The 13550-nt window shown below is 65.2% G+C and carries 12 protein-coding genes and 1 pseudogene; all 13 read left to right on the top strand.

Annotation, left to right across the window (positions count from 1 at the left end):
• Positions 1-11 precede the first annotated feature (11 nt).
• The 13 genes and pseudogenes from murC to dnaE all read left to right on the top strand — a co-directional run bounded on the left by murC (position 12) and on the right by dnaE (position 13541).
• On the top strand, positions 12-1412 hold the full coding sequence (gene murC, locus QFZ46_RS00570) for a UDP-N-acetylmuramate--L-alanine ligase (RefSeq protein WP_307357249.1): 1401 nt from the start codon (positions 12-14) through the stop codon (positions 1410-1412).
• A gap of 3 nt (positions 1413-1415) precedes the next feature.
• A complete protein-coding gene (locus QFZ46_RS00565; protein WP_307357248.1) occupies positions 1416-2369 on the top strand; it encodes an FtsQ-type POTRA domain-containing protein in 954 nt (317 codons plus the stop codon).
• 200 nt (positions 2370-2569) lie between these two features.
• Positions 2570-3721: a cell division protein FtsZ gene (gene ftsZ, locus QFZ46_RS00560; protein WP_307357245.1), complete on the top strand. Its 1152-nt coding sequence runs from the start codon at positions 2570-2572 to the stop codon at positions 3719-3721.
• 7 nt (positions 3722-3728) lie between these two features.
• Entirely contained in the window at positions 3729-4427 is a 699-nt protein-coding gene (locus QFZ46_RS00555) for a YggS family pyridoxal phosphate-dependent enzyme (RefSeq protein WP_307357243.1), read from the top strand.
• A gap of 40 nt (positions 4428-4467) precedes the next feature.
• Complete coding sequence (locus QFZ46_RS00550) at positions 4468-4950, top strand: cell division protein SepF (protein ID WP_307357239.1); 483 nt, start codon at positions 4468-4470, stop codon at positions 4948-4950.
• 3 nt (positions 4951-4953) lie between these two features.
• Positions 4954-5259 (top strand): YggT family protein, encoded by a 306-nt coding sequence (locus QFZ46_RS00545; protein WP_307357238.1) that lies wholly within the window; start codon positions 4954-4956, stop codon positions 5257-5259.
• 154 nt (positions 5260-5413) lie between these two features.
• Positions 5414-6044: pseudogene (locus QFZ46_RS00540) on the top strand (DivIVA domain-containing protein).
• A gap of 9 nt (positions 6045-6053) precedes the next feature.
• Positions 6054-6680, top strand: coding sequence for a signal peptidase II (gene lspA / locus QFZ46_RS00535; protein ID WP_307357237.1), 627 nt, complete (start codon positions 6054-6056; stop codon positions 6678-6680).
• 2 nt (positions 6681-6682) lie between these two features.
• Positions 6683-7603: an RluA family pseudouridine synthase gene (locus QFZ46_RS00530; RefSeq protein WP_307357235.1), complete on the top strand. Its 921-nt coding sequence runs from the start codon at positions 6683-6685 to the stop codon at positions 7601-7603.
• Positions 7604-7651: 48 nt separating this feature from the next.
• Positions 7652-8224 carry a GNAT family N-acetyltransferase gene (locus QFZ46_RS00525; RefSeq protein ID WP_307357232.1) on the top strand — a complete coding sequence of 191 codons (573 nt, stop codon included), beginning with the start codon at positions 7652-7654 and terminating at the stop codon, positions 8222-8224.
• Between the two features lie 58 nt (positions 8225-8282).
• Positions 8283-8897: an RNA polymerase sigma factor gene (locus tag QFZ46_RS00520; RefSeq protein ID WP_307357230.1), complete on the top strand. Its 615-nt coding sequence runs from the start codon at positions 8283-8285 to the stop codon at positions 8895-8897.
• Positions 8872-9933 carry a hypothetical protein gene (locus QFZ46_RS00515; protein WP_307357228.1) on the top strand — a complete coding sequence of 354 codons (1062 nt, stop codon included), beginning with the start codon at positions 8872-8874 and terminating at the stop codon, positions 9931-9933. The genes QFZ46_RS00520 and QFZ46_RS00515 overlap by 26 nt, the downstream gene beginning before the upstream one ends.
• A 137-nt stretch (positions 9934-10070) precedes the next feature.
• Positions 10071-13541, top strand: a complete 3471-nt coding sequence (dnaE, locus tag QFZ46_RS00510; RefSeq protein WP_373457662.1) for a DNA polymerase III subunit alpha — start codon at positions 10071-10073, stop codon at positions 13539-13541.
• The last annotated feature ends 9 nt before the right edge of the window (positions 13542-13550 follow it).

Genomic DNA, 13550 nt, shown 5'->3' with positions numbered 1-13550 from the left:
ATGGACAGGACATGATCAGACCTGACCTCTCCCTCCCGATCCCGGACTCCATCACCGCTGCCCACTTCATCGGGATCGGCGGATCCGGTATGAGCGGACTCGCGAAGATGTTCCTCGATGCAGGCATTCGCGTGTCCGGATCCGATCGGGCCGACAGCGACGCGCTGCGGTCGCTCGCCGCCGCCGGCGCCACCGTGCACGTCGGTCACGATGCGGCGCACCTCGGCGACGCCGACACCGTCGTCCACACCGGTGCGATCTGGCCGGAGAACCCCGAGTTCGTCACCGCCAAAGAACGCGGCCTGCATGTCATCCACCGCTCGCAGGCGCTGCACTGGCTCATCGGCGCGCGACGCCTGGTCTCCGTCGCCGGCGCGCACGGCAAGACGACATCGACCGGAATGATCGTCACGGCGTTGCAGTCACTCGGCGCCGACCCGAACTTCGTCAACGGCGGCGTGATCGAGCAGCTGGGCACATCCAGCGCGACTGGCGCGGATGACCTCTTCGTCGTCGAGGCCGATGAGTCCGACGGCACGTTCCTGCTGTACGACACGGCGATCGCCCTGATCACGAATGTCGACCCGGACCACCTCGACCACTACGGATCGGATGACGCCTTCCACGACGCGTTCATCCGCTTCGCGGACGCGGCGAGCGAAGCCGTGGTGATCTCCAGCGACGATCCAGGCGCTCTCCGGGTGAGGGCAGGACTGTCGCATCCGAACGTGATCGGTTTCGGCGTCGCCGCTGACGCCGACGTGCGTCTGACTGATGTCTCCACCGCCGGCCCCGTGGCCGCCACCCTCACATATCAGGGACGGAGCGAGCGTCTGCAGCTGGTCGTACCGGGCGAGCACAACGCGATCAACGCGGCGGGCGCTGTGGCGGTGCTCCTGACGCTCGGCCATGATCTCGCTGACGCAGTGCGCGCCGTCGAAGACTTCGCGGGGACGGTGCGCCGGTTCGAACTCCATGGAGTCGAGCGCGGTGTGAGCGTGTTCGACGACTACGCCCATCACCCCACTGAGGTGAAGGCCGCGCTGGAAGCGGCGCGCAGTGTCGTCGGCGACGGGCGGCTCATCGCGATCCAGCAGCCTCACACCTACTCGCGCACGCAGCACATGTACCGCGAGTTCGCTGAGGTTCTCGAGACTTACGCCGATCACACCGTCATGCTCGACGTCTACGGTGCACGTGAAGATCCGGTCCCCGGGGTCACAGGTGCGCTCGTCAGTGACGCGTTCAGCGACCAGGAGCACGTGCACTACGTCGTCGACTGGCAGGAGGCCGCCGACTACACCGCGACCGTCGCGCGCGAGGGCGACTACGTCATCACGCTCGGATGCGGAAACGTCTACCTGATCATCCCGCAGGTGCTCGAATCGCTGCGGCGGACGACCGGGGTCTGATCGATGCGTCGCCCGGCCCCGCTTCCCACTCCGCCGGAGCAGCAGACGAAGCCTGCATCTGGTCGCTCTTCTCATCGCGTGCGCGACGAGGGCGCGGATCCGGCTGTCGCTGCATCGTCGGCGGCCGAACCGGTCGTTGCGATCGGGAGCGTCGAGGACGAGCGAGCGGATGCCGCGGGTGCTGAACCCGAATCATCGGACGGTCTCACCGCCGGCGACGTCTGGCGGGCTGCCCGCGCCCGTCGCAAGGCCCTCCGCGCGGAGATCCGTCGTTTCACGCAGCGCTCGCGCCGCAGTCGTCTGATCTGGCTCTGCGCGATCGGGGCGGTCGTCCTGTTGATCGGCGGAAGCGTCGCGGCGGCGTACAGTCCGCTGTTCGCCGTCGAGAAGATCACGGTCGCCGGGGCATCGACGCTGGATGCGGCATCCGTGGAGGCGGCGCTGGACGACCAACTCGGAACGCCGCTTGCACTCATCAGCGAGAGCGAGGTCAAGGCGGCGCTCATCGCGTTCCCACTGATCGAGACCTATGCGCTCGAAGCCAAGCCGCCGCACGATCTGGTGGTTCGTATCGTGGAGCGCACCCCGATCGGAGTGATCGAATCCGGCGCCGGCTTCACCCTCGTCGACGCCGCAGGAGTCGCCCTGTCGACGACGCCGGATCGTCCGGAAGGGCAGCCGGTGATAACCGTCGACGGCGGCATCGAATCCGATGCGTTCGAGTCGGTCGGACTGGTCGTGCGGTCGCTGCCCGCCGATGTGCGGAGCATGGTCACGGATGTCTCCGCGTCGACGCTGGATGACGTCACACTGAAGCTCTCGAGCGGACTCACGGTGGTCTGGGGGAGCGCAGATCGTTCCGTCTACAAGGCCAGGGTGTTGGCGACCGCGATGCTGGCGAATCCCGCCGCGCACGAGATCGACGTGTCCTCTCCCGACGTCGTCGTCGCGGGCTGAGTCGCGGTCATAGCCCCGCTCCGTCGCTTCGCACGCGTTCTCGTACGCCAAAGCGGCGACACGCCCGTGTCGTTGCGCCCGCCGGGCCTTGCGGCGCATACCTTCGATCAAGAGAACGCAATACCGGGAAATACTTTACACCTCTAGTTGAGGTTTAAGGTTCACATTCGTTTCCAGGCTCAACACATCGGAGGCCGGCCATGAGCCAGAACCAGAACTACCTCGCCGTGATCAAGGTCGTCGGCGTCGGCGGTGGCGGCGTCAACGCCGTCAATCGCATGATCGATCTCGGCCTTCGTGGGGTCGAGTTCATCGCTGTCAACACTGACGCGCAGGCGCTGCTCATGAGCGACGCCGACGTCAAGCTCGATGTGGGCCGAGAGCTGACCCGCGGTCTCGGCGCAGGCGCCGACCCCGAGGTCGGTCGTCGTGCTGCCGAGGATCACGCCGAAGAGATCGAGCAGGCGCTCACCGGCGCCGACATGGTCTTCGTCACCGCGGGTGAGGGCGGCGGAACCGGCACCGGCGGCGCCCCGGTCGTCGCACGGATCGCGAAGTCGATCGGCGCGCTCACCATCGGCGTCGTCACCAAGCCGTTCTCGTTCGAGGGTCGCCGCCGTCAGAGCCAGGCTGAGGCCGGCGTCTCCAAGCTGAAGGAAGAGGTCGACACCCTCATCGTGGTGCCCAACGATCGGCTGCTGGAGATCAGCGACCGCGGCATCTCGATGATCGAGGCGTTCGCCACGGCCGACCAGGTCCTCCTCGCCGGTGTGCAGGGCATCACCGACCTGATCACCACCCCCGGTCTCATCAACCTCGACTTCGCCGACGTCAAGTCGGTCATGCAGGGTGCCGGGTCCGCATTGATGGGCATCGGCTCCGCGCGCGGCGCCGATCGCGCGATCAAGGCCGCCGAACTCGCCGTCGAATCGCCCCTGCTGGAGGCATCCATCGAGGGTGCGCACGGTGTGCTGCTCTCGATCCAGGGTGGTTCGAACCTCGGTATCTTCGAGATTCACGACGCTGCCGACCTCGTCAAGGAAGCAGCGCACCCCGAGGCGAACATCATCTTCGGTACGGTCATCGACGACACGCTCGGCGACGAGGTACGCGTCACGGTGATCGCTGCCGGCTTCGACGGCGGGGGACCGTCGCTTCGACTCGACCCGATGGTCGTCTCGCGACCGACGGCAGAGACTCTGCCCGAGGTCTCCCTGTCCGATGACTCGGAGGCGCCTGCCGTCGAGCAGAAGCAGAACGAGGCCCCGGTGCCGGCACCGCGTGTCGCGGCGACGAGCCTGGAGCCTGCATTCGCTGATGACGACATCGACATTCCTGAGTTCCTGAAGTAGGAGCGCCTTGACCGACCTTGCTGCGCGGCTGTCCGCGATCGATTCGCAGATCGCGGATGCCGCGCGTACCGCAGGACGCGACGTCACGGAGATCACCCGCATCGTGGTGACGAAGTTCCATCCGGCATCCCTCGTACGAGAACTGCACGCCCTCGGTGTCCGTGATGTCGGCGAGAATCGGCAACAGGAACTCGAGGCGAAGAGAGCCGAGCTGAACGGGGCTGACGCGCTCGATGGGCTGCGCTGGCATTTCATCGGGCAGGCGCAGACCAACAAGGCTGCGTCCATCCGACGCAACGCGGATGCCGTGCATTCGGTCGACCGTGCCAAGCTCGCAGATGCGCTGCACAGAGCGGCGGGTGAGGCGGATCACGATGTGCTCGATGTACTCGTGCAGGTCAACCTCACGGACGATGCCGGTCGCGGTGGCGTCGTACCTGTGGATGCGCCGCGTCTCGCCGAACACATCCTGACGCTGCCGTCCCTGCGACTGCGGGGGGTCATGGGCGTCGCGCCGCTCGATGAGGATCCGGCATCCGCCTTCGCACGACTGAACGACGTCGCTGATGCCATCCGGTCGGTCGATGCGGAGGCCACATGGATCTCCGCCGGCATGACCGGCGATTTCGCCGAGGCGATCGCCGCAGGTGCGACACACCTGCGGATCGGCTCGGCAATCACAGGACCCCGGCCCGACCGGGGTTAACCTCGAAACAGATCAGCCCACGTCGAACACGGAGGACACGATGGGAAACCCGCTCAAGAAGACCATGGTGTACCTGGGACTCGCCGATGAGGAAGAGGCCTACGAAGAGCAGCTGGCTCCAGCCCCTGCTCGGGCCCACCGCGAGCGTGATCGCGAGCGCGACCACGAAGAGGCCCCACCGGCACCGGTGACGCCGCTGCGCCGCCCTGTGGCCGTGCGTCAGCCCGCCGCGGGCACGGTCAACGAGATCCTCACCGTGCACCCCAAGCAGTACCGGGACGCGCAGCTGATCGCAGAGAGCTTCCGCGAGGGTGTTCCGGTGATCATCAACCTGTCGCAGATGAGCGATGCTGACGCGCGTCGGCTGATCGACTTCGCCAGCGGTCTCTCCCTCGGCCTGTACGGCCGCATCGAGCGCGTCACCAGCAAGGTGTTCCTGCTCTCGCCGGAGAACATCGCGGTGTCGGGTCATGGTGGTATCGCGAGCGCAGATCCGGAGTCTGCGGGCTTCGATCAGTCGTAAGTCGTGACCGCACTGGTCTCGGTGATCGCATCGATCATTCATCTGGTCCTGCTGATCTACATCTTCGTGCTCTTCGCACGACTGATTCTCGACTACATCCCGCTGTTCAATCGTGAATGGCGGCCGAAGGGTGCCGGCCTCATCGCGGCAGAACTCGTCTACACGGTGACCGACCCTCCGATCCGGCTGTTCCGGCGCTTCATCCCTCCACTGCGCATCGGCACGCTCTCGCTGGATTTCGGGTTCACCTTCACCATGCTCGCTGTACTGATCCTGATGTCGATCGTGCGCGCGTTCATCTCCGTCTGACCCACGGGCGCCCACGCGCACGTCTCACATCGCATCACTTGCGAGCGGGGACTATGCTTGCTCGGAGGTGCGCGCCCCGGGTACGCGCCGGATCAATACCGAGCCACACTTCAGTCACTGGCAACAGAACTCATCGAAAGAGGAGCCGAGAACAATGGCACTGACCCCGGATGACGTCGTCACCAAGCAGTTCCAGCACGTCCGTTTCAAGGACGGCTTCGACCCGGACGAGGTCGATGACTTCCTCGACGAGATCGTCGTCGAGTGGCGCAAGGCCCTCGAGGAGAACGCTGAGCTGAAGACGAAGCTCGCCGCCTACGAGTCCGGAGAGACCTCCGGCCGCTTCGGCAGCCGAAGAGACTCCCGCAGTCGTCGACGAGGTTCCTGCTGCCGTTGTCGCAGCCACTCCCGCGCCCGTCTCCAAGGCCCCTGTCTCCGAGGCCCCCGCGGCCGGTCCGACCACGGCCACGGCCGGCATCATCGAGCTCGCCCAGCGCCTGCACGACGAGCACGTCGCCGAAGGTGAGGCGAAGAAGAGCCAGCTGATCACCGAGGCTCAGACCGAGGTCGACCGCATCCGGTCCGAGGCCCTGGCAAAGGAGCGCGAGGAGTCCGCCCGCCTCGAGCGCGAGCGCAACACCCTCGAAGCGCGTATCACCGAGCTCCGCAACTTCGAACGCGACTACCGCACTCAGCTGCGTGGCTACATCGAGGGTCAGCTCCGCGATCTCGACGAGAAGTCGGCATCGACGGATTCGACTCCGGTCTCGGCAATCGGGCTCTAGGTCGTCCCTTTGCCAGGACGTCGTCCACTTAGTCGGTCGGCGGCCGGCATCATCGTTGCGATTCTCGCTGCGCTGGTGCTGGCCGCCGATCAGTTTGTGAAGCACCTCACCATCGAGCATCTGCCTCTGCATGAGGTCGTGCCGGTTCTCGGTGATTTCCTTCAGCTGTACTACATCCGCAACTCTGGTGCGGCGTTCTCGCTCGGCAGCGAAGTGACGTGGATCTTCACGATCGCGCTCACCGTCGTCGCCGGCATCATCATCTGGAAGGCCTTCGGCCTGCGTTCACGGCTGTGGGCGGTTGTGCTGGGGCTGCTGCTGGGCGGCGTGCTCGGCAACCTCACCGATCGGCTGCTGCGCGAGCCGGGGTTCGCCGTCGGACATGTCGTGGACATGATCTCGATGCCGTGGATGATGCCCGCGATCTTCAACGTGGCCGACATCTTCATCGTGGGCGGAATGATCGCCGTCGCACTCCTCGTCGTGCTCGGCTTGCGTTTCGATGGCACGCGCGAGAAGGACGATGTCGCACCGGATGCTGACACGGATGCCGACTCCACCGCTGATGCGGAGGCCGTCGCCGACGTCGATAAGTCTGAGGTTCCGGTCGACACTGAGCCCGAACAGGCCACCTGACGATGGAGTCCCGGTCGCTGCCGGTTCCTGACGGGCTCGAGGGCGCGCGCGTCGATGCCGCCCTCGCGAAGATGCTCGGTTTCTCGCGCACCTTCGCCGCAGAGGTCGCCGAGGCCGGAGGCGTGAGCCTTGACGGCACCACGTTGGGCAAATCCGATCGGCTCCATGCCGGCGGATGGCTGAGTGTGGAGTGGCAGCCCAAGGAGGAGCCGAAGATCATCCCTGTCGTGGTGCCCGACCTCGGGATCATCCATGATGATGACGACATCGTCGTGGTGGACAAACCATCCGGTGTCGCCGCTCATCCGTCGCAGGGCTGGGACGGACCGACCGTGCTCGGCGCTCTCGCAGGCGCGGGTTTCCGGATCGCCACCAGCGGTGCGGCCGAACGTGCCGGCATTGTTCATCGGCTGGACGTCGGCACGAGCGGTCTGATGGTGGTCGCGAAGACCGAGTCCGCCTATACGGCCCTGAAGCACGCCTTCAAGGAGCGGACCGTCGAGAAGGTCTACCACGCCGTGGTGCAGGGGCATCCCGACCCGCTCGCCGGGACGATCGACGCACCGATCGGGCGGCACCCGAATCACTCGTGGAAGTTCGCCGTCACTCCGACGGGTAAGGACTCTGTCACGCACTACGAGACGCTCGAGGCGTTTCCCGGGGCCTCGCTTCTCGAAATCCATCTGGAGACCGGACGCACGCACCAGATCCGCGTGCACATGGCAGCTCACCGGCATCCGTGCGTCGGCGATCCGCTCTACGGGGCCGACCCGACGATCTCAGCCCGGCTGGGGCTCACCAGGCAGTGGCTGCATGCGCACCGACTCGGATTCACACACCCGGCGACGGGGGAGTGGGTGCAGTTCGAATCGCCGTATCCCGCCGATTTCGTGCATGCGTTGGAGATTCTGCGCGGAGACTGAGGCGTGGGATCGTCATGCGATGTCGGCGGCATCCGCCACACTGTCGGCATGAGCATCGAAGTTCGGCCGGCGACGGTCTTCGACGACGTCGCGACGCTGGTAGGCCCGAAGAAGCCGACGTCGAACGTGTGCTTCTGCCTGAGCTATCGGATCGGGAGCAAGGAGAATGTCGCTCTGCGCGGTGAAGAGCGTGCAAAACGGGTGCGCGAACTGTGCGACCACGACCCGCCGCCGGGTGTGATCGCCTACCTCGATGACGAGCCCGTTGGCTGGGCGGCGGTACATCCAAGGCGCGACACGAGCTTCGCGCGCAACCGGCTGATTCCGCACGTGGATGAACTCGATATCTGGTCGCTGTGGTGCTTCAGAGTCAGGCCGGGATACCGGAAGCAGGGGATCATGCACGCGCTGATCTCCGGAGCGGTCGCCCATGCTGCCGAATCGGGTGCCCCCGCCATCGAGGGCTATCCGGTCGACAACCGGGGCGAGCGAGTGAACCAGACCATGATGTACGTCGGAACGAAGGCGCTTTTCGAATCGGCCGGGTTCAGCCACGCGGCAGACACCGCGTCAGTGCTGGACGGGTTCCCGCGCGTGCTCATGCGACTCGGTCTTCGTTGATGTCGAAGGTCGCAGAAGATTAAGTGAACCGTTTCGGCGCTGCCGAGCAATACTCATTGTGAGCACAGACAACGAGATCATCGCGCGGTCACTCCACGAACCCGGAGCGTTCTCCGAGATCTTCGAGCGGCACGTCGGCCCCGTCGGCGGGTACATCCGTCGTCGGGTCGGCGTGGACGCCGTCGACGATGTGCTGAGCGAGACCTTCCTCGTCGCGTTTCGTCGCCGGAAGGCGTTCGATCCGAGGCGGGAATCCGCGCGTCCATGGCTGCTGGGCATCGCGACGCGGCTGGTGAAGAGCCACCGCGCGGTGGAGGCGCGGCAGTGGCGGGCGTTCGAAGCATCGGCCTCTGCCGAGTCGGACTCAGAAATGCCGCACGCGGTAGCGGATTCGCGGCTGGATGCCGACTCCGCGCTGCGTGAGCTGGCGCCGCGAATCGCCGCACTTTCCACGAAGGACCGCGACACGTTGCTGCTGTACGCCTGGGCTGATCTGACGTACGAGCAGATCGCGGATGCCCTGAACGTGCCGGTGGGCACCGTGCGCTCTCGTCTGAATCGCGTTCGCCGCAAGCTCGCACCACCGGGATCGCGTGGTGCGACCCGGTTGACACCCATAGTCCACGCGATGGCAAAGGAGGAGAGCGATGTCTCTTATGGAACGAGTGCGTGAGATCGGGGCGGATGAGGCCGACACCACTGACGAGAGCGTGCGGCTGGCGCGGAGCGCGCTTTCGCGTGAGATCTCCCGAAGCGGGCAGCCGGAGAGGGTGCGCCGCACGCGGCGCCGCTGGGCGGGGATCGGCATCGGCGGATTGGTGGCTGGCGCCACGGCGACGGCGATCGTCATCGGCTCCGTGCTGGCACCCGTCGATGCGCCTACCGCATCGGCAGCGGACGCGCTGAATGCAGCGGCGGATGCGACGCTCACAGCAGCCGTGCTGGACCCGGCACCAGGGCAGTACATCAGGATCCAGGAGGTCTCGACGCAGGAGCTCGGCTGGACATCGGATCCGAGCCTTCCCGAGCGAGGGTACCTCGACGGTCGCGGCTCGGCGACGGAAGCGACTGTGCGCCAGGCGCGGTCACTGTACGTGCCGGCTGACCGGTCACAGGACTGGGTGGAGGACTACGACGAGTCCACCGAGGTGCTGGAGGTGTCCGGACCTGATGCCGCCGCTGCACGTGCGGTGCTCGAATCAGAAGGGGCCGGTCCACGAATGGGCGTGCAGGTGTATCCCGGCGGCATGTACACCCAAACGGGTGTCGGTGCCGAAGGCGTCGACCCGGAGGATGTGCTCACGTTTTCGCGTAACGCGCTCGCGTGCTACTACGACGAGATGCCGCGTGATCCTGAGGAGCTGGTCGCGTGGCTCGACGACTCGTCCTACGAGTATCTTTCGGACTGTCCGCCGCCGCAGCTCGGGGAGCCTATCGACTTCAACCTCGCGCCGGCTGACCTGCGCGCCGCTATGTTCCAGGCGCTCGCGCTCGTCCCCGGGGCTCACATCGAACGCGTTGAGGGTGACATCACCACGGTCGCGTTCCCAGAGGGCGGCGAGAGCGACTGGATGCAGACTGTCGATGTCGACACCTCGCAGGGACTGATCGTCGGTCGCGGGAATCTTGAGGACGACAGCTGGTCGAGTCGCATACACATCACCGTGATCGACCAGATTCCTGCTTCCGTGAACGTGCCGCAGCCGTAGCATCCGATATGGGTCCCGGGGACGCTCAGCGCGATCTCGGAACCCATATCAAAATGCCGACGTCCCTGCCCCGACGTAGACTCGAAGACGTGGCATCCGACTCCTTCGTACACCTGCACGTGCACAGCGAATACTCGATGTTGGACGGTGCCGCGAAGATCAACTCGATGACGCAGGCGGCCGCCGATTACGGCATGCCGGCCATCGCCGTCACCGACCACGGCAACACTTTCGCGGCTTTCGAGTTCTACAACGCGGCCAACAATGCGGGCGTGAAACCGATCATCGGCCTCGAGGCCTACGTCACCCCTGGCACACATCGCAGTGACAAGACACGTGTGGCCTGGGGCTCGCCCGATCAGAAGCGCGACGACGTGTCCGGTTCTGGTGCGTACACCCACATGACCATGTGGAGCCAGAGCACAGAGGGCATGCACAACCTCTTCCGGCTGAGCTCTCTCTCCAGCCTCGAAGGCCAGTACTTCAAGCCCCGTATGGACCGCGAGCTACTGCAGACGTATGGCAAGGGGCTCATCGCGACGACCGGGTGCCCGTCCGGCGAGATCCAGACCCGACTGCGCCTCGGGCAGTATGACGAGGCCCGTGCCGCCGCTGCCGAATTCCAGGACATCTTCGGCAAGGAGAACTACTTCGCCGAGATCATGGATCACGGCCTCTCGATCGAGCGCCGGATCATGACCGACCTGCTGCGGCTGGCGAAGGATCTCGGCATCCCGCTGGTGGGCACGAATGACTCGCACTACACGCATCAGCACGAGGCCGATGCGCATGCGGCGCTGCTGTGCGTGCAGTCCGGCTCGACAATGGACGACCCGAACCGTTTCAAGTTCGACGGCGACGGGTACTACATCAAGACGGCGCAGGAGATGCGACAGCTCTTCCGCGACAACCCTGAGGCGTGCGACAACACTCTGCTGATCGCCGAGCGCTGCCAGGTCGACTTCAACACCTCAGCGAACTACATGCCGCGCTTCCCCGTGCCCGACGGCGAGACGGAGGACAGCTGGCTCATCAAAGAGGTCGAGGCGGGGCTGCACTACCGGTACCCGTCCGGAATCCCGGACAAGGTGCGCAAGCGCGCCGAGTATGAGACCGGAATCATCCTCCAGATGGGGTTCCCTGGATACTTCCTCGTCGTCGCCGACTTCATCAACTGGGCGAAGGACAACGGCATCCGCGTCGGTCCCGGCCGTGGTTCCGGCGCCGGATCGATGGTCGCCTACGCGATGAAGATTACCGACCTCGACCCGATCGAACACGGTCTCATCTTCGAGCGCTTCCTCAACCCTGACCGCGTCTCGATGCCCGACTTCGACGTCGACTTCGATGATCGTCGCCGCGGCGAGGTCATCGACTACGTCACCGAGAAGTACGGCTCGGAGCGCGTCGCGCAGATCGTCACCTACGGCACGATCAAGTCCAAGCAGGCCCTGAAGGACGCCGGGCGAGTGCTCGGCTTCCCCTTCAGCATGGGTGAGCGCCTGACCAAGGCCATGCCGCCACCCGTGATGGGCAAGGACATGCCGCTGGACGGCATGTTCGACTCGAAGCATCCGCGATTCAAGGAAGCCAGCGAGTTCCGCACGCTGATCGAGACCGACCCTGAGGCGAAGACCGTCTTCGATCGCGCCGTCGGCCTCGAGGGGCTGAAGCGTCAGTGGGGCGTGCACGCCGCGGGCGTGATCATGTCGAGTGAGCCGCTGCTCGACATCATCCCCATCATGCGTCGCGAGCAGGACGGCCAGATAGTCACGCAGTTCGACTACCCGTCTTGTGAGAGCCTCGGCTTGATCAAGATGGACTTCCTGGGGCTGCGCAACCTCACCATCATCTCGGACGCTCTCGACAACATCCGCACCAACAAGGGCGAGGAGCTCGATCTCGAGCATCTCGAGCTCGACGACCAGGGCGCCTACGATCTGCTCACCCGCGGTGACTCGCTCGGCGTGTTCCAGCTCGATGGCGGACCGATGCGTTCGCTGATGCGGCTGATGAAGCCAGACAACTTCGGTGACATCTCGGCACTCATCGCGCTGTACCGACCGGGCCCCATGGGCGCGAACTCGCACACGAATTATGCGCTGCGCAAGAACGGACTGCAGCCCATCACCCCGATCCACCCGGAGTTCACCGAGTCGCTCGCCGAGATCCTCGACGAGTCATACGGCCTCATCATCTACCAGGAGCAGGTGATGGCGATCGCGCAGAAGGTCGCCGGGTTCTCTCTCGGTCAGGCAGACATCCTCCGCCGGGCGATGGGCAAGAAGAAGAAGTCCGAACTGGACAAGCAGTTCGAGGGCTTCCAGGCCGGAATGCACGCCAACGGGTACTCGGACGGCGCGGTCAACGCGATCTGGGAGATCCTGCTGCCGTTCTCCGACTACGCCTTCAACAAGGCGCACTCCGCCGCGTACGGCGTGGTCTCGTACTGGACCGCCTATCTGAAAGCGCACTATCCCGCCGAGTACATGGCTGCGCTGCTCACCAGCGTCGGCGACTCCAAAGACAAGATGGCGATCTACCTCAATGAGTGTCGTCGCATGGGCATCCAGGTGCTGCCACCCGACGTGCGGGAGTCGATCAACTTCTTCGCGGCAGTCGGCGACGACATCCGCTTCGGCCTCGGCGCCGTGCGCAACGTCGGCAGCAACGTCGTTGACGGCATCGTCAAGGCGCGCGAGAAGGGGAACTTCGAGTCCTTCCATGACTTCCTCAAGAAGGTGCCGCTGCACGTATCGAACAAGCGCACCGTCGAGTCGCTGATCAAAGCCGGCGCGTTCGACTCGATGGGTGATACCCGTCGAGCGCTGATGGAGATCCATGAGGATGCCACAGAGGCCGCCGTCGACCAGAAGCGCAACGAGGCTCAGGGCGCCATCGGATTCGACTTCGACAGCCTGTACGACGCGGTCGAGGAATCCGTGCCCGCCAAGGTGCCGTCTCGCCCCGAATGGGTAAAGAAGGACAAACTCGCCTTCGAGCGCGAGATGCTCGGCCTCTACGTCTCCGATCACCCGCTGGCCGGGCTCGAGGTGCCGCTGGCGAAGCACGCGTCCATCTCGATCCACAATCTGCTCGCCTCCGAAGACCTGCAGGACGGCGACCAGGTCACCGTCGCCGGGCTCGTGACCAGCGTGCAGCATCGCGTGGCGAAGGCGAGCGGAAACCCGTACGGCATGATCACCGTCGAGGACTTCAACGGCGAGGTCACCGTGATGTTCATGGGCAAGACCTACACCGAGTTCCAGCACACGCTGCAGCAGGATGCGATCCTTGCCGTGCGCGGTCGGGTGTCTCGTCGGGATGACGGCCTGAACCTGCATGCGCAGTCGGCGTTCTCGCCCGATGTCGGCTCATTCGATGCGGCAGGGCCGCTCGCGCTGGTGCTCGCCGAGCAGCGCGCGACGGAGCGGGTGATGAACGACCTTGCCGAGGTGCTTCGCCGCCATAACGGCGAGACCGAGGTAGTGCTGCGAGTGCATCGTGGCAACAGTGCGAAGGTGTTCGAAGTGCCGATGCCTGTGAAGGTGTCCGCCGATCTGTTCGGTGACTTGAAGTCGCTGCTCGGGCCGACCTGCCTGGGGTGACCGGGTAGT

Origin of the sequence: Microbacterium murale, assembly GCF_030815955.1 — a bacterium.
GTDB classification, from domain to species: domain Bacteria; phylum Actinomycetota; class Actinomycetes; order Actinomycetales; family Microbacteriaceae; genus Microbacterium; species Microbacterium murale_A.
Note: the sequence above shows the minus strand (reverse complement) of the source record. Positions and strands in the feature narration are given on the sequence as shown.